This is a genomic window from Microcoleus sp. SVA1B4, assembly GCF_036700545.1.
Taxonomy (GTDB): domain Bacteria; phylum Cyanobacteriota; class Cyanobacteriia; order Cyanobacteriales; family Microcoleaceae; genus Microcoleus.
In genome coordinates, this window is the sequence record NZ_JAUBPB010000002.1 from 35,303 (window position 1) to 61,918 (window position 26,616).

Annotated in this window: 22 protein-coding genes; 9 read left to right on the top strand and 13 right to left on the bottom strand. The window is 46.2% G+C overall.

Going from position 1 to position 26,616, the window contains the following annotated elements:
- Positions 1 to 154: 154 nt before the first annotated feature.
- Together QT987_RS01250 and QT987_RS01255 are read right to left on the bottom strand one after the other, a co-directional pair.
- The gene (locus QT987_RS01250; protein WP_333236584.1) at positions 155 to 1,015 is read right to left on the bottom strand and encodes an FAD-binding domain-containing protein; all 861 of its coding nucleotides are present in this window, start codon (positions 1,013 to 1,015) and stop codon (positions 155 to 157) included.
- An 82-nt stretch (positions 1,016 to 1,097) separates the two neighbouring features.
- The gene (locus QT987_RS01255; protein WP_333236587.1) at positions 1,098 to 1,325 is read right to left on the bottom strand and encodes a hypothetical protein; all 228 of its coding nucleotides are present in this window, start codon (positions 1,323 to 1,325) and stop codon (positions 1,098 to 1,100) included.
- A gap of 11 nt (positions 1,326 to 1,336) precedes the next feature.
- Here QT987_RS01255 and ribD point away from each other — a divergent pair, with 11 nt between their 5' ends.
- From ribD to QT987_RS01275, 4 genes are all read left to right on the top strand, one after another.
- A complete protein-coding gene (gene ribD / locus QT987_RS01260) occupies positions 1,337 to 2,512 on the top strand; it encodes a bifunctional diaminohydroxyphosphoribosylaminopyrimidine deaminase/5-amino-6-(5-phosphoribosylamino)uracil reductase RibD (protein ID WP_333236589.1) in 1,176 nt (391 codons plus the stop codon).
- A 52-nt stretch (positions 2,513 to 2,564) separates the two neighbouring features.
- Positions 2,565 to 3,176, top strand: a complete 612-nt coding sequence (locus tag QT987_RS01265; RefSeq protein WP_333236591.1) for a hypothetical protein — start codon at positions 2,565 to 2,567, stop codon at positions 3,174 to 3,176.
- A gap of 95 nt (positions 3,177 to 3,271) precedes the next feature.
- Positions 3,272 to 5,368 carry a RecQ family ATP-dependent DNA helicase gene (locus tag QT987_RS01270; RefSeq protein WP_333236593.1) on the top strand — a complete coding sequence of 699 codons (2,097 nt, stop codon included), beginning with the start codon at positions 3,272 to 3,274 and terminating at the stop codon, positions 5,366 to 5,368.
- A 4-nt stretch (positions 5,369 to 5,372) separates the two neighbouring features.
- On the top strand, positions 5,373 to 6,857 hold the full coding sequence (locus QT987_RS01275; RefSeq protein ID WP_333236595.1) for a DNA-processing protein DprA: 1,485 nt from the start codon (positions 5,373 to 5,375) through the stop codon (positions 6,855 to 6,857).
- A gap of 79 nt (positions 6,858 to 6,936) precedes the next feature.
- Here the strand turns inward: QT987_RS01275 and QT987_RS01280 are convergent, their stop codons facing one another.
- Positions 6,937 to 7,851: a PPC domain-containing protein gene (locus tag QT987_RS01280; protein WP_333236597.1), complete on the bottom strand. Its 915-nt coding sequence runs from the start codon at positions 7,849 to 7,851 to the stop codon at positions 6,937 to 6,939.
- Between the two features lie 93 nt (positions 7,852 to 7,944).
- On the opposite strand from QT987_RS01280, the gene QT987_RS01285 reads away from it, so the two are divergent.
- The 3 genes from QT987_RS01285 to QT987_RS01295 all read left to right on the top strand — a co-directional run bounded on the left by QT987_RS01285 (position 7,945) and on the right by QT987_RS01295 (position 12,388).
- The gene (locus tag QT987_RS01285; RefSeq protein WP_333236599.1) at positions 7,945 to 9,648 is read left to right on the top strand and encodes an NAD(P)/FAD-dependent oxidoreductase; all 1,704 of its coding nucleotides are present in this window, start codon (positions 7,945 to 7,947) and stop codon (positions 9,646 to 9,648) included.
- A 189-nt stretch (positions 9,649 to 9,837) separates the two neighbouring features.
- On the top strand, positions 9,838 to 10,320 hold the full coding sequence (locus QT987_RS01290; protein ID WP_333236601.1) for an FxLYD domain-containing protein: 483 nt from the start codon (positions 9,838 to 9,840) through the stop codon (positions 10,318 to 10,320).
- Positions 10,321 to 10,660: 340 nt separating this feature from the next.
- A complete protein-coding gene (locus QT987_RS01295; RefSeq protein ID WP_333236603.1) occupies positions 10,661 to 12,388 on the top strand; it encodes an ABC transporter ATP-binding protein in 1,728 nt (575 codons plus the stop codon).
- A gap of 210 nt (positions 12,389 to 12,598) precedes the next feature.
- Here the strand turns inward: QT987_RS01295 and QT987_RS01300 are convergent, their stop codons facing one another.
- The 4 genes from QT987_RS01300 to QT987_RS01315 form a co-directional block, all read right to left on the bottom strand.
- Positions 12,599 to 13,042, bottom strand: a complete 444-nt coding sequence (locus QT987_RS01300; protein ID WP_333236606.1) for a PIN domain-containing protein — start codon at positions 13,040 to 13,042, stop codon at positions 12,599 to 12,601.
- Positions 13,030 to 13,269 (bottom strand): hypothetical protein, encoded by a 240-nt coding sequence (locus QT987_RS01305; RefSeq protein ID WP_333236608.1) that lies wholly within the window; start codon positions 13,267 to 13,269, stop codon positions 13,030 to 13,032. The genes QT987_RS01300 and QT987_RS01305 overlap by 13 nt, the downstream gene beginning before the upstream one ends.
- Positions 13,270 to 13,288: 19 nt before the next feature.
- Entirely contained in the window at positions 13,289 to 17,746 is a 4,458-nt protein-coding gene (locus QT987_RS01310; RefSeq protein WP_333236611.1) for a WD40 domain-containing protein, read from the bottom strand.
- Positions 17,747 to 17,845: 99 nt separating this feature from the next.
- Positions 17,846 to 18,097 carry a hypothetical protein gene (locus tag QT987_RS01315; protein ID WP_333236612.1) on the bottom strand — a complete coding sequence of 84 codons (252 nt, stop codon included), beginning with the start codon at positions 18,095 to 18,097 and terminating at the stop codon, positions 17,846 to 17,848.
- Between the two features lie 501 nt (positions 18,098 to 18,598).
- Between QT987_RS01315 and QT987_RS01320 the strand changes: the two genes are divergently transcribed.
- A complete protein-coding gene (locus tag QT987_RS01320; protein ID WP_006631047.1) occupies positions 18,599 to 18,955 on the top strand; it encodes a hypothetical protein in 357 nt (118 codons plus the stop codon).
- Between the two features lie 52 nt (positions 18,956 to 19,007).
- Here the strand turns inward: QT987_RS01320 and QT987_RS01325 are convergent, their stop codons facing one another.
- The 4 genes from QT987_RS01325 to QT987_RS01340 form a co-directional block, all read right to left on the bottom strand.
- Positions 19,008 to 19,976, bottom strand: a complete 969-nt coding sequence (locus QT987_RS01325; protein ID WP_333236614.1) for a YegS/Rv2252/BmrU family lipid kinase — start codon at positions 19,974 to 19,976, stop codon at positions 19,008 to 19,010.
- Positions 19,977 to 20,349: 373 nt separating this feature from the next.
- Positions 20,350 to 21,078 (bottom strand): DUF3891 family protein, encoded by a 729-nt coding sequence (locus tag QT987_RS01330; RefSeq protein ID WP_333236616.1) that lies wholly within the window; start codon positions 21,076 to 21,078, stop codon positions 20,350 to 20,352.
- Positions 21,079 to 21,225: 147 nt separating this feature from the next.
- Positions 21,226 to 22,827, bottom strand: coding sequence for a metallophosphoesterase (locus QT987_RS01335; protein ID WP_333236618.1), 1,602 nt, complete (start codon positions 22,825 to 22,827; stop codon positions 21,226 to 21,228).
- A gap of 765 nt (positions 22,828 to 23,592) precedes the next feature.
- A complete protein-coding gene (locus QT987_RS01340; RefSeq protein ID WP_333236620.1) occupies positions 23,593 to 24,648 on the bottom strand; it encodes an alpha/beta fold hydrolase in 1,056 nt (351 codons plus the stop codon).
- Between the two features lie 365 nt (positions 24,649 to 25,013).
- Between QT987_RS01340 and QT987_RS01345 the strand changes: the two genes are divergently transcribed.
- Positions 25,014 to 26,189, top strand: coding sequence for a DNA cytosine methyltransferase (locus QT987_RS01345; RefSeq protein WP_333236621.1), 1,176 nt, complete (start codon positions 25,014 to 25,016; stop codon positions 26,187 to 26,189).
- Here QT987_RS01345 and QT987_RS01350 read toward each other — a convergent pair.
- Both QT987_RS01350 and QT987_RS01355 read right to left on the bottom strand, forming a co-directional pair.
- The gene (locus QT987_RS01350) at positions 26,155 to 26,379 is read right to left on the bottom strand and encodes a type II toxin-antitoxin system HicB family antitoxin (RefSeq protein ID WP_333236623.1); all 225 of its coding nucleotides are present in this window, start codon (positions 26,377 to 26,379) and stop codon (positions 26,155 to 26,157) included. The genes QT987_RS01345 and QT987_RS01350 overlap by 35 nt on opposite strands.
- The gene (locus tag QT987_RS01355) at positions 26,376 to 26,597 is read right to left on the bottom strand and encodes a type II toxin-antitoxin system HicA family toxin (RefSeq protein WP_333236625.1); all 222 of its coding nucleotides are present in this window, start codon (positions 26,595 to 26,597) and stop codon (positions 26,376 to 26,378) included. Before QT987_RS01355 ends, QT987_RS01350 begins: the two co-directional genes overlap by 4 nt.
- Positions 26,598 to 26,616 lie beyond the last annotated feature (19 nt).

The window sequence follows — 26,616 nt, forward strand, 5'->3', positions numbered from 1 at the left end:
GACTACTGACTAATGACTAGACCTCTTGCAAAAATAATTAGGACGGGCTCTGGGGCCCATCCCACAAGAAAAAATAACTCTTGTGGGATGGGCCCCAGAGCCCGTCCCATCAATTGAGGAAAAGGATTTTTGCAAGAGGTCTACTAATGACATTTTAATTTCTGCGAGCTTTTTTAGGCCGATCCCAACTTTTAGAACCGCCGCTACGATCGACCTTTTCTCCCAAAGGAAATAACTTCCCTTCCAAATATTCGTAAGTTCCCTCAAAATCGCATTGCCCATACAGAGGACAATCGCGACAATAAACCGCCTTAGTGTAACGCTCCAAATTTTCCCGATTAAAAAAATAAGGTTTGTGACTAAAAGTGCTGGCTACCCACTGCCAAGAAAGATTATTGCTCGCCGGATCTCCATCTAGCAAATGTTGCAAAAACCAGCGAGCTCCGGCTTGCCAGCGCACGCGGCGCCAGTGTACGAGATAAGCGGCAGTCCACATCCGCTGGTGATTGTGCAAATAACCAGTTTCTCGCAACTCGCGGCTGAAACTGTCGATGCAAACCAAACCAGTCGATCCCTCGACGACATCCTCCGGCAGAGTTTCGCTGTAAGATGAGGCAGTGTAACCAGTTTTGTAGGGTTCCCGGTCTTCCCAAATCCCGTTGCCCAATTCGGCGTAGAGTCGCTGCCAATAATCCCGCCAACCCAACTCGTTGACAAGTTTCACAGCTTCTTCTGGATGCCGCACCTTCTCCAGCACGGCATCCCGGACTTCGGCAAGACTCAAAATGCCGTAGCGCAAATAGGGCGACAAGCGCGTTACCGCACCGTTGAGGAAATTGCGGGTTGAGGCGTATTTGCCGGGGTCAATTTGTTGCAGGGCTGTCTCGGCTGCTTTCCGCCCGCCTAGGATCGGGGGTACACTGCTGTCCCCGGCGGCGGCTTCGGGGAACTGTTGGCGCACGTAGGCAATTAATTCGTCGCGGCTGGCAAATTCCCGCTCCATGTCCTGACTCATTGTTTTCTCAAGCACCTGCTATTGTTTCTTAATCTTAAAGCTATGCGATCGGGCGCGCGGGTCGATCGGCCTAAATAGCCCTTCACTCCTGGTAACTCACATCTTGCACCCTTGTCAGCAACAGGCTTTCCGGCCTGTTCCACAAAAGATAAATTTTCTTGTGGAACAGGCCGGAAAGCCTGTTCATAAAGGCTAATTGAGAATGGTGCAATATCTCAGTGGTAACGTACATTTTGCCCCCGCCGCAATTGATTGTGGGTTCGCTGCCAAAATTAGCATCAAACTCAGTACACTCAGGGATAGATATCATAGCAAAATCTCATGGAAACTTTTCCGGCGCACGCTAAAGCGATCGCCAGCTTAGCTAACGGACAGCAGCAAGGTACAAAACAACTGGAAAACAGCGAAGTTCAAGAGTTCGATCGAGCCATGATGCGCCGCTGCATAGAATTGGCTCGCCGTGCTCTGGGCAAAACCGCACCCAACCCCCTTGTCGGTTCTGTAATTGTCCGAGACGGCAAGATTGTCGGCGAAGGGTTTCATCCCGGTGCCGGTCAACCTCACGCCGAAGTTTTTGCGCTCCAGGAAGCGGGGGAACTTGCCGAAGGAGCGACTGTCTACGTGAACCTGGAACCCTGCAACCACTACGGCCGGACTCCTCCCTGTTCCGAAGCTTTAGTTAAGGCCAAGGTGGCAAAAGTAGTGGCTGGCATGGTCGATCCGAATCCTTTGGTAGCTGGCACTGGGCTAGCCCGGTTGCGAGAGGCTGGCATTGAAGTGGTGGCGGGAGTGGAAGGGGAAGCTTGCCAAAAACTCAACGAGGCTTTTGTGCACCGGATTTTGCACCGCCGGCCTTTGGGAATTTTGAAATATGCGATGACTTTGGACGGTAAAATTGCTACCAGTAGCGGCCACAGCGCTTGGGTGACAGGCGAGGAGGCTCGCAGCGAGGTTCACCGGGTGCGCGTCGGCTGCGATGCTGTGATTGTTGGGGGAAATACGGTGCGTCTGGACAATCCCCTACTGACGAGTCACCAGCCTGATAGGAATAATCCCCTGCGGGTGGTGATGAGCCGCACTCTGGATTTGCCGAAGTCGGCTTGGTTGTGGGAAACCTCTGTGGCGGCTACTTTGGTGCTGACTGAGCCTGGGGTTAACCCGGAATTTCAGGAATTTTTGATCGCCAAAGGGGTGGAGGTTGTGGAGCTCTCGCCTCTGACACCGACTAATGTTATGGCTTATTTGTACGATCGATCTTTTCTTTCTGTACTCTGGGAGTGCGGTGGCACTTTGGCCGCGAGGGCAATTGCTGAGGGTGCAGTTCAAAAAATTATGGCTTTTATTGCTCCTAAAATTGTCGGTGGCCAAGGAGCTCCAACTCCGGTGGGAGATTTGGGCTTTTCGGCAATGACTGAGGCTTTAACTTTAGAGCGGGTTTCTTGGCGCACAGTGGGTACAGATTGTGTGGTTGAAGGCTATTTAAAAATTAAAGATTGAAAGTTAAAAGCGAGTCTTTTGAGTTTTTGATTTTTAACTTTTAACTCCTTTTATGGTTGAAATTCTGATTTGGAGTTTGATGGTTGGCAGTCTCGGCTTGGAGGCTGCGGTTGTGGGTATTTTGGTGAGCCACGAGCAATGGGATGCGGGGCAAAAATGCGATGAGGAGGAGGAAGTTTTGACTCGGTACGAATCTCAAGATGGTAATTTTAATGCGCCTGAAAATGCGCGATCCAAGGGCAATCCCAAATCCGATCCCAATTCTGTTGATTTGACGGTTTGGGAGTACAAGATTGTGCGGGCTAGCAACGATTTGTTCCGCAATCCTGCGATTTTTCACAAGCTATGCGGTGAAGAGGCGGAAGTTGGCTGGATTTTGCTCGAAAAGCTAGACGACAGGCGGGTGCGGTTCAAACGTTCGATCGCGCTGCGGGACGCCCCGATGCCTAATTTACCAACGTTTGACCCTTACCGCACTCATTACGGCCCAATCTCGACTGCGATGAATTGGGCTGTGGCGATCGTGTTTCTGAGTGCGATCGTGCTTCCTGCTGTTTTGGGCTATGCTTTGGTGTCTACTACTCTAACGAGAAGTCGCTCTAATTGGCCTCCGGCACCTGTTCAATCTTTGCCTTCTCCCAGCGGGCAAAAAAGTACGAATTAAGACTTGGGTAGTTGGTGATATCATGTTAGTAATTAGTCCTGTTATTTTTAGCACTAAATTACAAAATCAGGAACTTTTACCAACAGGTTAGCAATATGACAGTAGAATTGAAAAATCGGGCGCGATCGCTTCTCCAGATAGCCCTCAACAACACACAAGCTGACTTTCGAGACGGACAGTGGGAAGCGATCGCCTCTTTAATCGAAGAGCGATCGAAACTGCTGGTGGTACAGCGCACTGGTTGGGGTAAAAGCTTAGTCTATTTTTTAGCAACTCGGCTGCTGCGAGATAGAGGAGCCGGCCCCACACTCCTGATTTCACCTCTACTCGCTCTTATGCGAAACCAAATTGCGGCAGCCGAGCGAATTGGTATTAAAGCAGCAACAATTAACTCCTCCAATACAGAGGAATGGCAACTCGTAAAAACTCAGTTGCTAGCAGGAGAAATAGATGTTCTCCTAATTTCCCCCGAAAGACTCGCCAATCAAGACTTTACAAACACCATTCTGCTACCAATATCTCCGAGAATTGGGTTATTTGTCGTCGATGAAGCCCACTGCATTTCCGACTGGGGACATGATTTTAGACCAGATTATCGCCGAATTGTCCGAATTTTACAAGCTCTTCCTCAAAACATACCTGTTTTAGCAACAACCGCTACAGCTAACAACCGAGTTGTTAACGATATCGTCGAGCAATTAAGTTCAAATCTCCGCGTCATCAGAGGAAACTTAATTAGAGAAAGCTTGCAACTCCAAAATATCGCTCTGGGCAGTTCAGCAGCAAGAATGGCATGGTTAGCAGAACAGTTGCCCAACTTACCGGGAAGCGGCATTATTTACACCCTAACTGTCAGAGATTCCGAACGGGTTACGGACTGGTTAACCATTCAAGGAATTAATGCTAAAGCCTACCACGCCCAGCTAGAGAATGTAGAGAAAGAAGCCTTAGAAGACCAACTCCTCAACAACGAAATTAAAGCGTTAGTTGCAACTGTAGCTTTAGGAATGGGTTTTGACAAACCAGATTTAGGATTTGTCATTCATTACCAGCGTCCCGGTTCCGCCGTTCATTATTATCAACAAGTAGGGCGAGCGGGTAGAGCCGTAGAACAAGCATATGGTATCCTTTTAAGTGGCGATGAAGATGATGACATTACCAACTATTTTATTAGGACAGCTTTTCCTCCTCAAGCTCATACGAAATTAATTTTACACGCACTAAACCAAGCCAATAATGGCTTATCTGTTCTCCAATTAGAGCAAGAACTAAATCTTTCTAGAGGGCTGATTGAAAAAGTTTTAAAACTACTATCCCTAGAATCACCCGCCCCGGTGATCAAACAAAGTTCCAAGTGGTGCGCTACCCCCGTCAACTATCAGCCAGACACCGATAAAATTGAACTTTTGACAGAAATTCGCCGCCAAGAACAAGATAAAATGCGAGAATACATGGGCGAAAGCACACAATGCCTCATGGCTTTTCTTGCAGGAGAATTAGATGACCCCAATCCAACTAACTGTGGCAAATGTGCTGTGTGTTTGGGTAAACCTTTACTGCCAGAAACACCTTCTCTGGAAATGGTAAATCAAGCAACTCAGTACCTGCGGCGGTGCGATCGAATTATCGAACCCCGAAAACAATGGCCTTCTCAAGCATTTCCAATTTACCGTTTATCGGGAAATATTAAACCTAATTTAATAGCCGAAGCCGGAAGAGCTCTGTCTTTATGGGGTGACGCAGGTTGGGGAGAATTAGTTAAACTAGGTAAGTATCGGGATAATAATTTTAATGATGCACTGGTTGAGGGCGCTTTTGAAATGATTCAGCGCTGGCAACCTCAACCATTTCCCACTTGGGTGACTTGCGTACCTTCTTTAAATCGTCCCGAGTTAGTACCAAATTTTGCTCAAAAGCTGGCCAATAGATTAAATTTGCCCTTTCAGCCAGTCATTCGGAAAATTAACCCAACACGACCTCAAAAAGAGATGAATAATAGTTATCAGCAAGCTCATAATTTGGATGGTGCATTTGCGATTGACACTTGGGAAGGAATAAAAGGAACAGTTTTCTTAGTTGACGATATGGTAGATTCCCGATGGACTTTTACAGTCATTGCGGCACTTTTACGTCAACGTGGTAGCGGGCCAGTTTTTCCGCTAGCATTATCCCTCAACTCTCTCGCCGATTAGATATATGAATCATGTACTACCACCAGATACTCAAGCAATTTTACTCTTGTGCGCCAGCTTCGGGCAAAATCGGCAAACAGAACAGCAGCCTCTAACGCTTAGCGAATATAATTATTTGGCTGGTTGGCTGCTAGAAAATCAGAAGCGCCCAGCGGATTTGCTAAGTTCACATTGTTTAAATTTGTTACAATCAATTCCGGCAAGTAAGCTTGACTTTAACAGAGTTTCGGCATTATTAGAACGAGGGGTAATGCTGAGTTTAGCTGTTGAAAAATGGACGAATCAAGGGCTGTGGATATTGGGAAGAAGCGACTCTCAATACCCCAAGCGCCTCAAGCAAATCTTGAAACATTTAGCACCAGCAATTCTCTATGGAATTGGCAACATAAAATTGCTAGGCCAGGGAGGATTAGCTATTGTCGGTTCTCGCGATGTTGATGAAGAAGGACTCGATCGCACTCAGAGAGTTGCACAGATTTGCGCCGAAGAAGAAATACAGGTAATTTCAGGCGGCGCGCGCGGGGTTGATACGGCGGCAATGTTAAGCGCGCTGGAGGCGGGAGGAACGGCTGTTGGCGTACTGGCTGACAGTTTGGCCGCTTCTGCTGTTGCTGGAAAATATCGCGCTGGCATTAAAGAAGGCAGACTAACTTTAGTATCTGCTTGCGATCCCAATGCTCGTTTTAATGTTGGGAATGCGATGGGGCGAAACAAATATATTTATGCCTTAGCCGATCGCGCCCTTGTCATCAGTTGTTCCGTCGGTACTGGCGGTACTTGGGCGGGTGCGGTGGAAGCGCTAGAAAAGATCAAAGATGTCCCGGTTTTTGTGCTGGATGATGCCGTACCAGAAGGCAATCGCCAACTGCTGAAACGGGGAGCACAACCTTTGCCATTTCCATTATTTATACCTGGGAGTTCAATAAGGGGAAAGTTAAGGGAAATTTTGGAAGCTAAAGCATCAGAATTGGGAGCGATCGAAACTGCCATAGAAACCAAGGAAAACCCACAACAACAAGGTTCGTTGTTAGAAATTAAAGCCGCAGTTACAGATGTGGAAGTGACACACTCATTAACATCGGATATTGCAGTAAATAGATCACTGTTAAACTCAGTATCGGAGATTGTATCCGCAAAAACAGAAGTGGAAGCACCAGCCTCGGAAGAAATAGATGTTGCATCTAATGGAACTTCGCAAGATGCGATTCCCTACGGGATAGCTTCGCCGCGCGTACACGAGAAAACACCAACAGTCCAATTTCCTCCAAAAGATATTTACGAAGCAGTTTTACCCTTAATTCTCAGTAATTTAGAGCAACCGTTAGATGATAAATCTCTTGCGGAAATTCTGGATGTTCAAATAGGGCAAATGCGGCTATGGTTAAAAAGAGCAGTGGCAGAAGGTAAGGCGATAAAAACTAAGAATCCCGTGGCTTATGTAGCCCATCAAAAAGCAGCTTTATTATCTTTGCTGGAGGAAGGTGCATAACCCACGGTGTTTCTGAATTCCGTGGGTAAATTCTGCAATTATTCCATCGAAAATTTAAAATTTAAAATCGATTGATTTCTTAAATTTGGGGCGGTATTACTGAGGGAGCGGCTAGCAATCTCAAGTCATAATTTGTATCGCCTTGAAATTGAGAAACGCGGACGAAATAAGTCCCCGCAGGCAAAGCCCCATTACTGACAATTGTTTCTGAAGACGTGCCTAAATTGTTAGACGAAGCAATAATATCGTCTAATCCAACGGCGCCGTTGCCGTTCAGATCCTGAATTAATTCAACATCAACATCTGCACTCAAACCGTCAACAGTTACACTGAAAAGGCTGGGAGTATTGAGGATGAAACTGTAAATGTCGGCTGGTTCAGCATCTCCCACAAAATCGCTCGCCGTTTGAATTTCTGTGAGAATACCCAGGTTTTGTGCTGCGTTCAAATTGTCGGCGGGATCGGGGAGAGTGCTCAACAATCCTTCTTGTTGACCGAATTGAATGTAATGGTCGATCGCACTTTTAACTGCGCCGCTATTGACTGCTGCTGCTACCAGCGGATATTTTTCTAGATAAAAGCTGGGATCGAAGAAAATGCTGGCTTTGCGGTTTTCTAATTGACCGGCTTTGAAGTAGTGTTCAAATGGGGTAAATTGATTGGTTTGGACTGCAGTCAGCACGTCGGGGTTGCTTGTTAGATAAAAATTAACATCGAAGAATGGGTTGGGGTTGCGTAGTTCAAATTGACCGAATCTGATAAAGTGATCGGCCCCTGAAAAGCCATTGAGTTTGGCTGATACCGCTACATCTGTATTGGTGTCTAAATAATAGCTGGCGTCGAACAGGGCATTCGGGTCGCGATTTTCAAATTTGCCAATTTTTCGGTAGTGATCGAAGGGACTCGATACCGTGCCTCTGGCAACTGCTACGGCGACATCTGGGTTGTTTTCGAGATAAAATTTGCTGTCGAACAGTGTTCTGAGGGTTAGCATTATTAAAAAAATCTCTCTGGACTTTAGTCTGGAAATTGCACGATCGAGAATCCAGTTTACATCAAAGTTTTGTTTTGTGAGGATGTCTTAATTATGGCTAAATCTGCACTGATGGCAATGCTGCGCCGCGCTGCAAGCATTGCCCAGAAATCAAGGGAAACGGGCATTCCGGCTGATGAACTGCTGGGGATGCTGACAGATCGCATTCCTAATTCTGCCATATCTCGGCGCCGCTTGCTGCACGGGGGTTTAGCTGCTGCGGGGGCTGCCGCTGCTGCGACTTTTACCAGGGAGGGAGAGGGAGCTTTTGCTCAACAGGGTGGACGATCGCCGATTTTGGTTGTGGGTGCGGGAATTGCGGGTTTGACGGCGGCCTATCGCTTGCGCCAAGCGGGCGTGCGTGCCGATATAATCGAGGCAACCAACCGCGTGGGGGGGCGGATACGCACTATTCCCAAGGTGGCTGGAACGCTGATTCCGGCGGATTTGGGGGGAGAATTTATTGACACCGGCCACACTAATTTAATCTCGCTGGCGACGGAATTGGGTTTGCGGGCGATCGACTTAGCCCAAGTGCAGAGTGGATTGGTGAAGGATACTTTTTTCTTTCAAGGACGGCGCTTTTCTCTTGAGCAATTAATCGCCGATTTTGCGCCACTAGCGAGTAAAATTACTGCTGATTTGCAGGCGGTTGGCGATGAAATTAGCTATCTTGATTTTACAGAAGCAGCGGAAAGATTGGACAATCTTTCGATCGCTGAATATGTAGACCAAGCCGAGATTAGCACGATTGTCCGGCAGTTACTCCGCATTGCTTACACGACGGAATACGGTCGAGATCCCGAGGAGCAGTCGGCGTTAAATCTGCTGTTTTTAATCAGTTCTGAAGCGGGCAGTTTTGAATTGTACGGCGACAGCGATGAGCGCTATCAAATTGACGGCGGCAACAGTCAAATTATCAACCGTTTGGCGGGTCAATTGTCTGGTTCGATCGAGGCGGGGACGGTTTTGGAAGCGATTACTCTTTTGCCGGATGGCCGCTATCGGGTAAATTTGCGATCGGGACTAAGCGCGTTCGATCGCACTTACGAGCGAGTTTTGTTAACTTTACCGTTCAGCACTCTGCGAGACGTTAAAATTAACGTACCTTTGCCCCAACCAAAGCGCAGGGCGATCGAGCAATTGGGTTACGGTACTAATTCTAAGTTAATTACTGGCTACCGCAGCCGCATTTGGCGGGAACTTTATCGATCGACTGCTTCTGTTTATAGCGATTTAGGATTCCAGAATACCTGGGAAGCTACGCCTTTCGCTCCTACTCCTAACGGTTTAGTTACTAATTTTACAGGAGGAAAGCAGGGTTTGTCGATCGGTGCCGGAACTCCAGAAGACCAAGCACAAAGATTTTTGAACCAATTTGAAAGAGTTTTTCCCGGAGTGAGAAATTTGCGATCGGGCAAAGCTGTGCGAGCATATTGGCCGGGAGAACGCTTTTCTAAAGGTTCTTATTCCTGCTATTTAGTCGGACAGTGGACGCAAATGTACGGCGTTGAAGGCGAACGAGTTGGCAATTTATATTTTGCCGGAGAACACACTTCGCTGGAAAATCAAGGTTACATGGAAGGCGGTTGCGAAACTGGACAAAGGGCGGCTGTTGAAATCTTGCAAGATTTAGGTTTAATAGCTGCTGCTGATGCTGTGAATACTCGAACTGCGAGCAGTTTGAACAATCGCCGTCCCAGCCGGAAAATTCCCGGAGCGCGGAATCTTAGGAATAGAAAGCCGAGTATTAGATAATCTCGTAAGGTGTACATCTAATTCTTGTGGGCCGTTGCTCCTAGCCCGTGCATCTAATTCTTGTGGGGAGTAGGGGTTGGGCTTCTAGCCCGCCCAAAAAATTAAATTAGTCATGAGATCCACCATACATAGAGATATGCAAACGTAAAAAATATATGAATTATCATGTACAAGTTATTGCCAAAAAACATGATTATTTTACCTTTAACAGTAGCTTTATCGAGTTTTCTAATCTCGCCGATATCTGCTCTTCATTTGCTGGGAGACGCTACAAATACAATGGCTCAAAAATCACCAGTTGACGAGCCGTTTTGCTACATGAAAACCCCCGACGGCAAAACAGTAGACTTGGGCAAATTGTGCGAGAAACAGCCAGCTTCGGGAACTGTCCAAACTTGCATTCCCGGTTCCAATATCGCTGCAAAAATTTCAATTGCGGCGGCTAATTATGACGGTAACTTTTTCAGCGGTCAAGTGCTTAATCGAGGCTGCAAAACAATCAAGAATGTCAAAGTTAATTATGAAGTTTTGGACGAGTCAGGCAATTTAATTGACAACGGATTTATCTTCGCTCAACCAGTTACTCTTGCACCCGGACAGTCAGCCGCCTTTCGGGGCGAAGTTGTGGCGGGGGCTCAGGTACTAGCGACTCATGCAGACGGGCAAGAATGATTGTTGATAAATGGCGACCCACTTCCAGAAACCCGATCGAGGTTATAGTAAGGTGCGTCGCTTTGAGATTGTCGCTGTTTTTGAAGATTGTAGATAGCGACGCACCCTACAGCAACTATTCCATGAGTTTTGAGAATTAGTATTATTTACCGATCGCTGTTATCATATTCTGGCTCAGATATCTCTATGACTTACGCAGAGATCCCCCTAAATCCCCCTTCAAAAGGGGAACTTGCAATAATAATCTTGTCCCCCCCTTATTAAGGGGGGTTAGGGGGGATCGAAGTTTGAATATTCTTGCAGAGATTCCCAAAAACAGAATTTGCGAGGGCAAAATATCTTGAAAACTCGATCGACATACTGGCAAATCTTACCCTACCTCCGTCCCCAAAAACACACCATCGGTAAAGCATTAGCTTGTACGGTAGTATTTACCATATTTTGGCCAATTATAGCGTGGCTAGTTGGCGAAACTGCCAAATTTATAGGTAAAGGAGATTTACAAGGGTTCGCTCAAATTGCTGCACTCAGCGCCATTATATTTCTAATTCGCGGTACAGCCCAGTACGGTCAAGATACGCTGATGGCAAAAGCCGCTTTGACTATTGCTTTAGAAATTCGCAAAAAAGTCTACTCCCACTTGCAAAAACTTAATATCGGCTACTTTGAAACTGCCAAAACCGGAGACTTATCCTACCGCCTCACAGAAGATATTGACCGCATTGGCGAAGTCGTAAATAAATTTTTTCATCAGTTTATCCCTTGTGTTTTGCAGCTAATTGCTGTCCTGGGATATATGATTTATCTCAACTGGCAATTAACTTTAGGTGCATTAATTATTGCACCGCTGATGGCTATTTTAATTGGTTGGTTTGGCGAGAAACTGCTAAGTTACTCGCGCCAAAGTCAAAATCGCATCTCTGATTTATCCGCTTTGCTGACAGAAGTATTCAGCGGCATTCGTTTAATCAAAGCATTTGTGGCTGAAGACTACGAAATTGCCCGCTTTGCAGAAGAAGCAGAACAAAACCGCCGCGCTAAGTATTTGTCAGAAAGAATAAAAGCACTTCAGTTCGTTGTAGTTGGCTTTCTGGAAGCTATGAGCGTGATTTTGCTCTTTTTCCTGGGAGGTTGGCAAATTTCTCAAGGAAATCTCACAGGTACTGAATTTATCAGTTATATCGCAGGGGTGGCACTTTTAATTGACCCGATCGCCATTACCACTGCTAATTACGGCGATTTCAAGCAGGGAGAGGCTTCTAGCGATCGCATTTTTGAATTATTAGCAATTCAACCAACAGTAGTCGAAAAGCCTGGGGCAACTGAACTTCCCCATGTTACCGGAAAAGTCGAATATCGCAACATTAATTTTGCCTATAACTCAGAGACACCCATCCTGCAAAACATGAGTTTGTTGGTGCTTCCCGGAGAAATGATTGCTCTCGTGGGCGCATCGGGTGCGGGTAAAACTACTTTAGTAAATTTGCTACCGAGATTTTACGATCCGCAAGCGGGACAGATTTTAATTGATGGTATTGATATTCAAGATGTCACCTTAAATACTCTGCGGAGGCAAATCGGAATTGTACCGCAAGAAACGATTTTATTTTCGGGTACAATTGCTCAAAATATCGCTTTCGGTCAATCTTATTATGAACTGAAAGATGTGCAAAAAGCTGCGGAGATTGCTAACGCTCATCAATTCATTAGTGAGTTTCCTGACGGTTATCAAACTTGGGTAGGAGAAAGGGGTGTAAATTTATCTGGGGGCCAAAAACAAAGAATTGCGATCGCCCGTGCAGTGTTGCTTAATCCGAGAATATTGATTTTGGATGAAGCGACATCGGCACTGGATTCGGAATCCGAAGGTTTAGTGCAAGAAGCGCTGGAAAGATTGATGCGCGATCGCACGGTGTTTATTATCGCTCACCGCTTGGCTACTGTGCGGAGAGCCGATCGTATTTTAGTTTTGGAAAAAGGCAGAATTGTGGAATCTGGGACGCACGAGGAGTTGCTGGAAAAGGGCGATCGCTACGCAGGCTACTACGCTCAACAGTTTAGTCAGTAGGTACGTTAGAAACCGGGTTTTTGGCTGTTTCTGCTGGCCTCAACGAAGTATTCTCGTAAAAAACCCGGTTTCTGACCACCCGTGGGTAAGCCCTATCAGAAATCGTATTTGGTCATCTGCCTTCCCCGAACTCAACCTGACCGTTGAACAGGTTTTCAGATATATCCAAAGGGAAGAATAGCATTCTTTTGGGAATGCGAGCGCCTATGATTATGATGCCAAAACATCAGTCAGGATGACAACAGATAGATGGGGAACATTACGAAATCCATTGTCATTGGTGAGAAACAGCGTACAACCTTCACTGATGGCTGTCGCAGCATGAATAGCATCAGGGGTTTTGAGATGGGTATTAGCCCTTAAATTAGCTGCTGTTCTCAGTACAGATTGAGTGATGGGAACTAGCTGTATATCTGAGGATAATAAAAGTTGTTCGTAGTCACTTACTAAGATAGTGTTAGCATTTTTAAGAGGGAAAACTAAGGTTTCCAGTAACGTCAATTCACTGGTCATAAGTTCAATTTCACCTGTTTGAAACTTCAGCCACAAGGGTTGAAGAAGCGAATAGTAATTCTGGTTAGCTTCAACGGTGTAAATAATGATTTGTGTATCCAAGTAAATTGTAGCAAAGGATGGTAGGTTTAGTTGTCCCATGAGTTTCTTTCTTCTTCTAGTTCCCGGTCAATTTCTTCCACAGTTCTGGAAACATGACGGCTGCGGATTTCTGTAAGCAATTCCAACACTTTACGCCGCCCGCCTTCAGGCTTTTCTGGTATAATTACAAAAACTTCAACCTCTTCGCCCACAGATCCAGGCGGCACTTGAATTTCCAGTTTATTTCCTGCAAGAACTTTGGTGGTAATCCGTATTGCTGACTGCATACTTCCTCCTTTGCGATGATTAATTTTCAACAGCCCCTAAAGCTTTGATCGTCGTTTTCTCACATTTCGTTAAACCTCTAACTCCTGTGATATTCATCTCCTCATAAAGTCCATCTGTGAGAGTCTTAATGCACTCCCCTGTATTGACATCCCAGAGTTTAATCGTGTTGTCACTACTACCACTGGCAAGCCATTCACCGCTGGGACTGAATGCGACTGAAAGAACGGCGTTTTCATGTCCGCTTAAAGTCCGCAAACACTCTCCAGTATTGCTATCCCAAAGCTTGATAGTGTTGTCATAACTGCCACTTGCAAACTGTTGATTTTCGGGACTGAATGCGACTGAATAAACCGAATTATCATGTCCGATAAAAGTCCGCAAACACTCTCCGGTATCGCTATCCCAAAGTTTGATAGTATAGTCATCACTACCACTGGCAATCAATTCACCATCAAAACTAAAAGTGACTGAATTCACCCAATTATTGTGTCCGGTAAAAGTCTGCAAACACTCTCCAGTATGACTGTTCCAAAGCTTGATAGTATTGTCACTACTGCCACTGACTAGCCATTCACCACCGGGACTGAAAGCAACTGAACGCACTCTAGATTCACGATCGGTGAGAGTCAGAAAACACTCTCCGGTATGGTTATCCCAGAGTTTAATAGTAGTGTCATAACTACCACTAACTAGCCATTTACCGTCAGGACTAAAGGCCACTGAATAAATCCAACTTTTATGTTCTGTGAAAGTCTTAATACACTCTCCTGTATGGATATTCCAAAGTTTAACTGTGTTGTCCCAACCGCCACTGACAAGCCATTGACCATCGGGACTGAATGCGACTGAACTCACTCTATTTTTATGTCCTTTGAAAGTCTTTATACACTTTCCGCTATGCCTATCCCAAAGCTTGATAGTATTGTCACTACTACCACTGGCAAACCAGTCACCGTCGGGACTGAAGGCGACTGAAAACACCGCATTTTCATATCCGGTCAAAGTCCGTAAACACTCTCCGGTATGCCTATCCCAAAGCTTGATAGTATTGTCAAAACTGCCACTGAAAAGCCATTCACCGTCGGGGCTAAAGGTAACTGAACTCACCCCATTTTCATGTCCGGTGAAAGTCCGCAAACACTCTCCGGTATGCCTGCCCCACAGCTTGATAGTATTGTCAAAACTGCCACTAGAAAGCCATTCACCGTCGGGGCTAAAGGTAACTGAACTCACCCCATTTTCATGTCCGGTGAAAGTCAGCAAACACTCTCCGGTATGGCTGCCCCACAGCTTGATAGTATTGTCATAACCGCCACTGGTAAGCCATTGACCGTCTGGACTAAAAGCCACTGAAAGAAGCGAATTTTCATGTCCGGTGAAAGTCCGCAAACATTCTCCTGTATGCTTATCCCAAAGCTTGATAGTATTATCAAAACTCCCACTGGCAAGCCATTCACCGTCGGGACTAAAGGTAACTGAGCTGATAGAATTTTTATGTCCGGTGAAAGTGTACAAACACTCTCCTGTATGGCTATTCCAAAGCTTGATAGTCTTGTCATAACTGCCGCTGGCAAGCCATTCACCATCGGGACTAAAAGCAACTGAACGCACGGAATTTTCATGTCCGGTGAAAGTCCGCAAACATTCTCCAGTATGACTATCCCAAAGCTTGATACTATTGTCCACACTGTCACTGGCAAGCCATTCACCATCCGAACTGAAAGCAACTGAATGCACTGAATTTTTGCGTCCCCGACAAGTTAAAAGTTCTTTGGCACTGACTGCATCCCACAAACGAACAACACCATCACTACCACCTGTAGCAAATTGTTTGCCATCTGGACTAAATGAGACCGAATTAACTGTACGAAAGGCTTTAGCAAAAACAGACTCTGCTAAATTCGCATCAGCAAAATTGACACGTCGCAGGCTAGCCTTTGTAAAATCAGCACCTTTAATGATGGTATGAGAAAGGTCTTTTCCTTCCAAAACAGCATTATCCTTTTTGACCAACAGCGTCGCCGCATTCCCTCCCACATAACCCACCTCGCTTTCTGTTTTACCTCGCGTTGCTTCCAGAATTTCTAGAAGAGGCAAAACCCCGGTTTCAGAAACCATCGGCAACAACAAATCCATGACTGCTTTCGTCAGTGGCGCTTGTCCGAAACTCTGAAGAAGTTGATCTAAATCTTCAGCAACAAATCCCTTTAAAGGCGCGATAAGTTCGTTGTTATTTCTCTTCTGAGCCTGAAGCCGACAATAATTAGACCAGGTGTACGATCGAGGCGCTGCATCAGGATTGACGCAAGACTGTTCAGGCGCAACTAATTCCGTAAAATCTGCGGCCAAAACTCCCAATTCCGCTGCAAATTTATAAGCGACAAAAAACTCTAATAACGAACGGTGCGCTGGAGTATAATCGCCATCAGCATTGCGAATCAGCATCGTTTGACCCATCATGTCGTAGTGCCAGTGGTCTAAGTCTTTTTCCTCTTGTACGACAGAACCAAACAAGCTGCGAATGCGATCGGGAAAACCGCGATAATTCAGGCTCATTTGGTCGGTAGACAGCATTTCCCAAGACAGTTCGCACAAAAAGTAAAGCTTATCTGCTACAGAAGTAAAAGTACGTTCTGCTTTGATATCTCTCTCTATCTTCCGCCGCACCGCATACAGATAAATCCGCGACATATCGACTGGTTTTCCAGCTTCAATGTCGGGCAATGCTTCCAAAATTAACTCGGTCATCACCGGGCGACGCGCTAAATCCAATAACTGCGGGTTTCCCATGACTTTTTCGACGGTCGCCGCTTCTGTTTGAAATGACAGCGCTTGCCCAATTTGCTCGTCGTTAAATTTCTCTAATTCTAAGACTTCAAATTGGGGAGTTTCGCCTGTTAAAATGGTTGTTGATGCTTGCAGTTCTGCATTGAACAATGCTCGTCCTTCCTTGCCTTCAGGAAAGTGTTCGGTACGGCAAGTGAGGATGACTTTTGCGCCGGGAACGACGGCTTTTGCTAGTTCCCAGAAGTTGTTGATGGTTTCTTGCCGATCGCACTTAGCGGCCATTTCATCAAAACCATCGAAAATCAGCAGAAACTTGCCCATGCGATTCAGTTGTTCAAAAGCCGAATAACCCGCCAAAGGTATCTCGTGCTTGCGAAAGAAAAACTCGGAAAATAGCGACTCGACACTAACTGCTTTGGCGTAATCTCGCAAAGGAATTACTAACGGCAAACGCGGGCGTTCTAAGCCGCGCTTTTGAGCATCTCGGTAGCGTTGCAGTGCCATCCAAGCATAGTGCATCGCAAACCAAGTTTTCCCAGTCCCAAATTCTCCTAAAACTGAAATATGTTCTTTAACTGGGTCATTTAACCACAGGTCAATATAACCTTCGATCCAGCCATCTCGCCCGTCATAATGACTCACGCCTATCTTGCGGTGAGTATCGGGGTCAATTTCTTCTTTGGTACAGGCTAGCGGCACATATTTAGTATCAATTTCTCTGCTAGTAATTTCTGTTTCTAGCCAATCCAGATAAGCGGTAAAATCGGCATCTTGGTCGAGTAATTCATCGAAGGTATAGCAAGCTAAATTACGATTTTCATCTTTCTCTACCTCATCCCGCGCGGCGCGACTGATGCGGCGGGCCGTAACTAACCATCCTTCATCGGTGCGCTGTTTTTCTACCGACTCGCGCAAGGCTGAGATGTCTCTGAGTCCCGCTTCTCCGGCTATTCCGCGCACTAAAATGCGATCGTACCGATTGCGTCTGACGGGGACATTGATAATCCATTCAAAATAGTTATCTTCCGAGATTTGATAGGTTTCAAACTTATAACTTAATGTTTCAAACCAACCTCGAACTTGTTGTGATAAAATAAAAGCTTGAGACTTTTGAATATTAGTTGATGCTGCAGCGGGAAGTGCGGGATAATCTTGATCTTCCAGTCGTGCAAATTCGGTGCGAATTCCTTCGATAGTGGGGAGGCGTTCGATGCGATCCATTACCATAGATAGGCGTTTTTGCAAAGAGGCGATCGCATTTCCCACCATCACATCTCCCAGCGTCCGCGTTCGCTTGGCTACTTCCATAAACACGGCGGCAAATGCCATGAATTCCCGTCTGGGGTCAAGGCCTAAATCTCGAATTTCTTTGCCTAAAGCACTTTCATTCAGATAGTCATCGCCTGCTTTAATTAAAATGGCTGGGCTATCGGACTCGAAGGCTTTGCGAAATGCTGATTCAATCTCTTTTTGGCGAAACAGTTCTAAAATCTGCTTGGGTTTGCCAGCGCCGTATTCTACTAAAGTATAAACATAAACTCCGCTAAAATCTGCGGGCGGAGCATCGGGGTCGAGGTTAAATTTTTTTAATAATTTGATAACTGTTTCGTTGCGCTGAAACTTGTCTTTGATGGTGCCGAAGGGAATTGTCGTCAGGAGGCTGATAACTAAGTCGAGACTAATTAACATGATTTAGGCTTTCCTGTTTTTCCGTGGAAGTAAGGCTCAAATCTCGAATCGGTAGGCTGTGTCCCTGAAATGCGCTGCGGATCGCAAACTGCTCTATTTTTATGTTAACCCATCAGCCAACTGTCGCGCCCTGACAGTCCGAGATTCGCACAATCCGAGATTTGCCATCTTCCGACAGTAATCTAATAGTCCGAGATTTGCGATATTCCGATAGTAATCTAACCATCCGAGATTTGCCATATTCCGATAGTAATGTAACAGTCCGAGATTTGCCATATTCCGACAGTAATCTAACAGTCCGAGATTTGCCATAATCCGACAGTCCGACAGGGGTTGAAACCCCTGTCTCATAGCAAAAGTCCTCTAAAGAGGACTAGGGAATCATATTTTATTTAGTAATTTGATTCGACCCAGGTATTATCTTGATATGCACTAACATTATTTGCGAATTTTTTACCCACAAATTGGATAATTTTCAATAAATTATTCAGTCCTCTTAAGAGGACTTTCGCTATGAGGCGGGGGTTTCAACCCCTGCCGGACTGTCGGATTATGCGAATATTTTAACCCCTGCCGGACTGTGGGATGATGCGAATATTTCAACCCCTGGCACACTGTGGGATGATGCGAATATTTCAACCCCTGGCACACTGTGGGATGATGCGAATATTTCAACCCCTGCCACAGCGTGGAAATCTCGTAAAATATATTACCATATTTCCCTCAAATTGACAACTATAATATCGAGAAAAAACCGACACATATTGTAGTAATAATAGCTCTCAGTTTAGTTGTTATATCGTAATTCTAAAAGTTAAAATATAGATAACTAACAAATAAAAATTGCTATCTATGAAAATACAATCTTCTGTCTTAGTCCACCTGGGATTTGGCAAATATGTACGCTCCGATCGAGTAACAGCAGTAATACCAATTGAAGAAGAACGGGGGCCCGGTCGGCGCACTTTCGTGCACGTAGACGGCGAAGCAGACCCGATCGTTGCTTCGCGCGCGGAAGATACAATTGTTCGCGATTTGGTGCAGGAACCGCGCGAAATAACTCAAGCTCGGCAGCAACAAGAAATCCTGCAAGATTTGCTTGCCGATTTGAGCAATGTTAACGTCACCGTGCGACGCATCAGCCGCGATGAAGGCGGACTCGATCTCGAACGTTTGGAGCGCCGCATTCGCCAAATTTTAGACGCCTAAAAACAAAAGACCGCCCGGGCGGTCTTTCTTTTTGTTTGTTTCGCTAAAATTTTTAAGTTGAGGGCTTCAATGTAACTTCGATGTCCGCTAAACCAGTGAGTTTTTCCACCACTGGTGCTTCTTCAACTCGCGGTACAAAAATAGTTAAACCTCCCGGAACGCACTCAATAGAAACCGGAGTCAGGCCGATAATTTCCCCGTCTAAAACCACTTTTTGAGGCGGATCGGTAGTAATTTTTATTTTTTTTGCCCGCAAATAACCGATGTCATCGCGATCGGTAGGATTGCCGCTCAAAGCGGTTTGCAATAGGTGATAAGAAGCTGCGATCGCCCCAGCTTTATTCTCAGGCGCAACCAGCGTCACGTCCAGCAAGCCGTCATCAAAAACAATCCCCGCCGGGCCTTGAGCTAAAATGGAAGTAGGCGGCGCTGCATTTGCTACTGTTACGGCCACAGCAGTAAGGTGGATAATTTTATCGTCGGTTTCTATTTCCGCTTCAAATCTTTCTAAATTGTTTAACTGTTTAATTCCTGACAGAATGTAAGCCAGCATTCCCCAGCGGTTCTTCATTTCGCGATCGGCTAGTTCGACGGTTTCTGCCTCAAAACCCACTCCAGCTAACAAAACCATCGGCATTTCACCGTTGCAAATCCCGGCATCCACCACCCGCGTCAACCCTCCCAAAATAGTGGCGCAGGCGGTTTCAATTGTATTTGGAATATCTAAAGCATTAGCAAAAGCATTAGCCGTTCCCCGCGAAATAATTCCTAAAGGAATATTTGTGCTCACAATCGCCCCAGCAACTGCTGATAATGTGCCGTCGCCCCCAGAAGCAATAATTTCTTCAACTCCCCTAGCAACTGCTTCGCGGGCGATTTGATCTGCGTCTAATTCTGGGGTTGTCAGACGAATGTCTAAGTCAATAAAAGGCTCTAAAAGTTCCTGAATTTTAGCTAAGTCTTGGTCTGGGTTGCTGTTGCCGGCGACGGGATTGAAAATTAGGCAAGCTGAACGTTTCATAGTTGGTAATAGGTAATAGGTAATACGTAACGTTTATATCGAAGTTTCGCTCCCCCTAAATCCCCCTTAATAAGGGGAGTAGGAGTTGACTTTGAGTGTTCTTGTCCACCCCCTACTCCCCCTTATTAAGGGGGGTTAGGGGGGATAAAGACTCAACTATAATGCTGATTGATATCATGTCGGATCGAGCAATTAACAGGGCGGGTTTTTGAGATTGTCAATTATTGGCAGATATTTTTCGTGAACCCGCCCCTACCGTATTAGGGGTAATCGACCCGACATAATATGAGACATGGTTTTAAGATTAAGTTAACACAAAGGCCATGCCCGCTAAACTTCGACAACAACCCTCACCAATGTTTCAAAGGTTTAATTAAGACTTGACAAAAGTCCACTCTAAGACTTCGCGGGGAGCTTTGTGCAACGCTTCCTTTATTTCTTTGTTGCTGTCGAACTTAACTTTATCCAAAAGGCACGCTTCGACGTTCACCGTAAACTTATCTTCTTCAAAAGGCCAAGGAGTTACAGTCACGAGTTCGTTGCTGTTCTGTACAATATCGTAGCGCTTGCCGTCCGGGCCGACACTAATTTCTAAAGCTCGTTCTCCGGCGGGTAACTCGCGGCTGCAAAGAATTAATGATAGCCGATCGCACCACTGGAAAAAAGCATAAGCTGCCTTAGCATCTTCCTCAGAAATATTCAACTCTTTTTGCCATTTTTTTTGATTTTCCAGTTGTTCGTCCAAAAACTCGTCTAGTTCCTTCGACTCTCCCCGCTTTCCTTCATTGAGATAGCTCATGTGCATAGAAATCAGCATGGCTACCCACCTACCGCGATATAGGGCATTCTGCGTCATGACTTTAATTTTCGGCAGAGAAGTTTCCGTCTGCAAGGTAAAATCAAAGGGCGCGCCCGCTTCAGTTAAAATATTTTCTTCCCACTCTTTCTCCAAATCATCGTGATGCGAAATCGCGGCTATGGTTTCGTACAACCGAAGCGGAGATTTCGAGCGCTTCCACTGTCCGCCAAGTTGGGCGGCGAGTAAAGCATGGGCGCGGTGGTAAATTATTTCCCAGCCGGTGGCGGTTAAGTTAGCAATCATTGAATTTTTCTCCTCAATTAAGTTAATACGAGTATTTTGTGCCAGCATTCGGAGCTCGATCGCCCCCGGCGCCTTAAAAAGGCGGGAACCGGAATCGGTCAAAGTCCACCTTTTTAAGGGCGATGGAGACTTACAGAAAAACGAAAGTTAAATCACAAAAGGTTCGATCGAGATATCCTGCCATTTCCCCTCAAATCGTTCGACAATCAAAGGTCGGATGCGGAACTTCGGGGGACACCCATCGAGAACATCAATCCGCAAACACGAATAAGGACGGCGTTTGTGGGAACCTTGGCCGCTGCGGCCGACAAATAGCAAAGATTCCGCTACCCGTCGGCTGGCTGTTTCGGAACCAGACTCACGCGCCAATCGATAAGCTTCAGGACTCAATGCTTCCTGCAACATCGGCCCTTCCGGGCGCTGGCGGCGGAGACTGTGGCCGCTTCCCCCGCAGATAATCCAATTAATCCCAGAGTCGCCGTGTCCAGTATCCCCAGTCCGCAGGTATTCCAAACAGTGAGCGTGGCCAGTCAGCACCAAATCTACTAGCGGACGCCCCCGCGCTATTTCCCCAACTGCATCGGCTACCCCGTCAAGCACCTCGCGCAATCGCAACCGAACCGCCAAAGTTTGAGCTTGATTCCACTTTGTCGCCTCTGTCACGTAGGGGGGATGGTGCAGGTAAATTACCCGCCCCCGCACCTCGGAATCAGCCCAAGACGCAATCAGCCTTTTTTTCAGCCATTCGAGCTGTTCAACGTCTGTGGCGGCTGTTTTGTGCGACGACAGTTGTTTGTCAATATCCATCAACATTTCGTCAACTTGCTCTAACTTGGCGCCCAAGTCGTCTAGCTGTTCGTCTTCCTCGGGAATTTGGGGGTTGAGCCGATCGCACATTTCGAGCATTGCCAATTTTTCTTGTTCCAACTTCTGCCGATCGAGTTCCAAATCCTGGCGGCGAATGTCGCCCTGTTTGGTTTTCGGGATCGGTAACGGTTCGTTGAAGGTGTTGGAGTCGAGGGCGAAGAAGTCGATGCCGCCGCTGCAGAAGGTGTAGTAGCGGTTGGGTAAGCGGGTAAAGCGTCCGGGTTGGTAGCGGATGCAGCGGCCTGTGCTGGTGCTGGCGGTGTAGTGGGCGTCTAGGTGGCGATCGAGTTCTCCCGGCATTTTGTGAGCTTGCAGGTAGTCGAGAAACGCTTTGGCGTAGGCATTTCCGCGATCGGAACCGTGCCAGCCGACATCGAGATCCAACTTGGAACCCAACAGCCGCCGCAGCGGCAAAGCTGTCGCTGAAAGAATCCCGTAGACTATGGGCAAGTCGTAATAGTCGTGGTTTCCCGGTACGGGCAAAAACGGAAAGTTAAACACCATGCGATCGTAGGCAATCCGAGAGGGATGCTCGCCGCCGACTATAAATTCTCGGTAGGGGCGAATAAAGTTTTGCAAGTAATATTCGCTGGAACCGACGAGATAAACGACATCGCCCGTGTGGAGGACGAAACGGCAAGTTTCGCGCTCGGATACCATCTGTTCGGCAATCTGCCGCTGGGGATTGTAGCCGCGGTGATTTCCCGTGCCGCTGTCGCCTACGACTAAAAACGAAAACTCTGGAGAGTCGGTGGTTGGAGATTCCAAAACCATCCGAGTTTGGTCGATTCCCCGATCGACGATCGACTGTTCTTGCCACCGCACCCGCTCGTTCATTTTGCGGATTTTGACTTTTATTTGCGGGTCGGAAACGAATTTCAATTCACCTCTTCTCCAAAATTGCTGAGTTCCTAGTTAATAGTGTAGCGATCGGGCGAGTTTTTACCTCTCTCTAAAAGCTGAAAATCGAAGCCGGGTGGTCAGAAACCGGGTTTTTGACGAAAATACTTCGTTAAAACCGACAGCCACGCCCAAAAACCCGGTTTCTTTAGTTTCTTTTGTTTGACGCGCAGGCAGTCAGAAACCGGGTTTTTGACGAAAATACTTCGTTAAAACTGACAGCCACGCCCAAAAACCCGGTTTCTTTGGTTTTGATGCGATCGCCCCGTCTCTCAACTAAAATAAGATTTTGTACGAGGCGGTGCTGTTTGTTGTTGCCGAGGACGAGGGCATCAATCAAGGACGTGGGATGATAACACTAACAATGCTAGCCAACTACAGCGAACTCTAAATACCAGAGAGTAATTATCGCAATTTGCGGTTTGATTAGATTGAGAGTTGGAGCTTTAGTTTTACCTAGTTAATAGCTGACACAATTCGCAAAAAAACGAATAAATTAATCGATATTTATTCACCAGTTTTTAACTAAAATTGCTTCTAATCCTTATGCTGTTGTCACATCGAGGTTAAGTCAATTGGCTGTGCAAATTATGCACAATTGTGTCTCAGTAATCCATTCAGCTTGCACCCAGATGTCTGGTGTTTTTGCGAAAGATTTTTAACCTTCGGGACTGGAGGGATTAAACCCCCTAATCCTTTCCTCCCCGCAACTATTGCCGAGGAGTGTTAAGGTTTTATTTGATAATCTTAATCAACACTCAAGGCATCGAACCACTGTAAAATCCGATTCCATGCCCACCACCGATCGCTATCACCAAATTGATGCTGACAACGTTTACTACTGATATGCCCAACATGACCGCCGTAGGCTGTCACCACTAATTCTAAGGCAGAATTGTTCGCGCCAATGGCTTGCAACTCAGGGACAAGCACCGGGTCAAACATCGGATCGTCGGCTGCATAAAGGATGTAAGTGGGTTTTTTGAGGTGAGGCAAAATGTGTAGAGCGCTGCTAGCCTCATAGTATTCTTCCACAGAGGAGAAACCTAACGGGCCAATTACCAGTTCGTGGTCAAAGCCCCAAATGCTGTTGGCGCGTTCAATGGCGGCAGGATCGATCGCCCCTGGATGCGATGCGGCGATGTTTTTTGCTAGTTTTTTTAACTGTCGCGCGATCGCTTTTTCTAAAAATTTCCCCCACTCATCTTTAACTAGATAAGACAGAGAACGGTTCGAGTCCAAGCTGGGGCAAATCACCGCCGCGCCTGCTAGTTCTGACTCTTCGAGCCCTAAGTCCGGCCCCCAATCTGCGATCGTCTGAGCTGATTTTACAGCCCACAAGGCTAATTGTCCGCCCAGAGAATAACCCGTGAACCAAAAAGGGGCGGGACATCCCATTTCTTTAGCAGCCGCAGCAATCCGAACGAAATCTTCGCCTTCGTATAAGCCATCAGAAGTCAGGGTGGGAGAGAGTTGGGCAGTTTTGCCGTGAGCTCGCCAGTCAAATAACACCACTGCACAGCCTTGGGCATAAGCTTTACGGCCTAGTAGCTTGAGATACCATTGATTATCCAGATCGCCAGTAATGCCGTAAGTGCCGACAATGGTATATCGGGGATTTTCGGGGATGGCAACCCAGCCGAAAATCGGGACTCCACAGGCACCAGTAAAGATGTGTTCTCGGTAAGGGGGCTCTGGGTCAGCGATCGTCTTTTCCCAGCGGCGACTAGCCCTTAATGCGGTGTACAACGTCATCAATAGGCCGTTGTTCAGCAGCCAAGGTGGAGTATAGGCAATGGTCATAAGCGAATGTCGGAAATGTCTGTCTTGTTGGTGGGATGTTTTTACTTGACAGGTTGGCTATTCTAGCGAATAACCCTGAAAATCGCAATACTTTTTGAGTAAATGCACTCAAGGGCGAAGTCAAGCCAAAATATTAATGGCTATTTATTTGGAACCATTTATTGGCGAATAGAGAAGAATGCCAGCTAACGAGGTTTAGCATATTGTAGCCGATCGCCCAAACTACAAAAACCAGGTTTCTGAGTCTTGCATCCCCTCGCAGATGTACAATAGGACGATCGCACTCTCCGACTCCAAGCGCGATCGATCCCTACACCCTGCCCGAAATGGGCAACATCAGATAGAACGCAGTAAAAAAATATAAAATGGAAGCAATACAACTGTCTTTATTCTCAAATGAGTCAGAACAAATTCCTGCCAAAAAGCAGAAGAAAGCAAAATTAGGGCGTTACGAACGCATCCAACGCGAACTAGAAGCAAATGACTGCGATCCGTACAAGATATTCATTGATATTGAATCTCAGTCACTGCCAAAATCAGACTATACATTTGTCGATCTTTTTTGCGGTGCTGGCGGCATGACCCAAGGTTTATTGCAAGCAGGTTTTCGACCAGTAGCAAGTGTTGAAATTAATCCCATCGCCTCGGCAACTCACACAAAAAACTTTCCCGATTGCCATCACTTGTGCGACGATATAAAAAACTTAAATCCCCAAAAGTTGCTCGCTGAAATTGGTTCGCCAGAAGTTCATGTGGTTGTAGGCGGGCCGCCGTGTCAAGGCTTCTCAGTTGCAGGAAAACGCGACCCCAACGACCCTCGAAATCGCTTATTTAGAGAGTTTGTGCGCGTTGTCTCTGAAATACGTCCTTGGTATGTTGTCATGGAAAACGTACCCGGAATATTGACTATACAAAAAGGAGCTGTTAAGCAAGCCATTTGCGAGGCTTTTGAGGAAATTGGCTATCCCCACGTTTCCGTTGCTATTCTGGAATCCGCAACCTATGGAGTCCCGCAAATCCGCCCGCGAGCCATTTTTATTGCCAATAGATTTGGGATGCCAAATCCCTATCCGAAGCCGCAATTTTTGCCCGAACAATACAAAGCGATTGAGTCAGCAATTGATGATTTACCAGAGTATACTCCCATCCCCGAAATTAACCACGAATGGACTCGTCATTCTGTTGAGTACATGGAAAGACTTGCTAAAGTTCCACCAGGCGGTTCTTTGTATGAAAGCTACGCCGATGCTTTCAAGCGACAGTATCCGGGAAAACCGAGTATGACTGTTAAAGAAAATCACGGCGGCACTCATATTCATCCTTATCTCAACCGCGTTATTTCAGCTCGCGAAATGGCTAGATTGCAAAGTTTCCCGGATTCATTTATTTTTGAAGGTTCGATGAAAAAGGCAATGTGGCAAATTGGAAATGCCGTGCCGCCCCGTTTAGCAGAGTGTATCGGCTTTGCACTTATTCCATACTTGACTGATATTGCTTTGAACAAATTTAAGCAGCCTGAAATAATCGTTCTAGCTTCTTAGTTGCTGGCAATGCTTTACCTTCAGCCTGACAACTCTCGATTAGTAACTCCAGTACCTCTCGTGCATTGTAGATAGCTTCTTCATAAGAATCTCCGTGAGTTACCGGCTGCATTACATCCTCAAATTCAGGCAAAAACACGACAAAGCACCGATCTTCTTCTGACCATTGGATAACAACTGTATATTTCATGGTTCTGTTTCCTCTGCTTCGATTTGCCTTAGCGCCTCAAGTGTTTCGTTGACTGACTTCTCTAAATATAGTTTAGCATCATTTCCGTCTTTGCCAGCTATGATAATTACCTTGGCTAATTTGGGATGCTTCCACTTACTATGACTGCCTTTTGATGGCTGACAAACGAATCCTGCTTTTAGTAATAGGCTTTTCAATTCTCTAATCTTCTTAGGCATAAGTGAATGGTAGCAGACA

Coding starts and splice junctions, on each gene's coding strand:
- QT987_RS01250 (WP_333236584.1), bottom strand. CDS start 1,015: ATGAGTCAGGACATGGAGCGGGAATTTGCCAGCCGCGACGAATTAATT.
- QT987_RS01255 (WP_333236587.1), bottom strand. CDS start 1,325: ATGATATCTATCCCTGAGTGTACTGAGTTTGATGCTAATTTTGGCAGC.
- ribD (WP_333236589.1), top strand. CDS start 1,337: ATGGAAACTTTTCCGGCGCACGCTAAAGCGATCGCCAGCTTAGCTAAC.
- QT987_RS01265 (WP_333236591.1), top strand. CDS start 2,565: ATGGTTGAAATTCTGATTTGGAGTTTGATGGTTGGCAGTCTCGGCTTG.
- QT987_RS01270 (WP_333236593.1), top strand. CDS start 3,272: ATGACAGTAGAATTGAAAAATCGGGCGCGATCGCTTCTCCAGATAGCC.
- QT987_RS01275 (WP_333236595.1), top strand. CDS start 5,373: ATGAATCATGTACTACCACCAGATACTCAAGCAATTTTACTCTTGTGC.
- QT987_RS01280 (WP_333236597.1), bottom strand. CDS start 7,851: ATGCTAACCCTCAGAACACTGTTCGACAGCAAATTTTATCTCGAAAAC.
- QT987_RS01285 (WP_333236599.1), top strand. CDS start 7,945: ATGGCTAAATCTGCACTGATGGCAATGCTGCGCCGCGCTGCAAGCATT.
- QT987_RS01290 (WP_333236601.1), top strand. CDS start 9,838: ATGATTATTTTACCTTTAACAGTAGCTTTATCGAGTTTTCTAATCTCG.
- QT987_RS01300 (WP_333236606.1), bottom strand. CDS start 13,042: ATGGGACAACTAAACCTACCATCCTTTGCTACAATTTACTTGGATACA.
- QT987_RS01305 (WP_333236608.1), bottom strand. CDS start 13,269: ATGCAGTCAGCAATACGGATTACCACCAAAGTTCTTGCAGGAAATAAA.
- QT987_RS01310 (WP_333236611.1), bottom strand. CDS start 17,746: ATGTTAATTAGTCTCGACTTAGTTATCAGCCTCCTGACGACAATTCCC.
- QT987_RS01315 (WP_333236612.1), bottom strand. CDS start 18,097: ATGAGACAGGGGTTTCAACCCCTGTCGGACTGTCGGATTATGGCAAAT.
- QT987_RS01320 (WP_006631047.1), top strand. CDS start 18,599: ATGAAAATACAATCTTCTGTCTTAGTCCACCTGGGATTTGGCAAATAT.
- QT987_RS01325 (WP_333236614.1), bottom strand. CDS start 19,976: ATGAAACGTTCAGCTTGCCTAATTTTCAATCCCGTCGCCGGCAACAGC.
- QT987_RS01330 (WP_333236616.1), bottom strand. CDS start 21,078: ATGATTGCTAACTTAACCGCCACCGGCTGGGAAATAATTTACCACCGC.
- QT987_RS01340 (WP_333236620.1), bottom strand. CDS start 24,648: ATGACCATTGCCTATACTCCACCTTGGCTGCTGAACAACGGCCTATTG.
- QT987_RS01345 (WP_333236621.1), top strand. CDS start 25,014: ATGGAAGCAATACAACTGTCTTTATTCTCAAATGAGTCAGAACAAATT.
- QT987_RS01350 (WP_333236623.1), bottom strand. CDS start 26,379: ATGAAATATACAGTTGTTATCCAATGGTCAGAAGAAGATCGGTGCTTT.
- QT987_RS01355 (WP_333236625.1), bottom strand. CDS start 26,597: ATGCCTAAGAAGATTAGAGAATTGAAAAGCCTATTACTAAAAGCAGGA.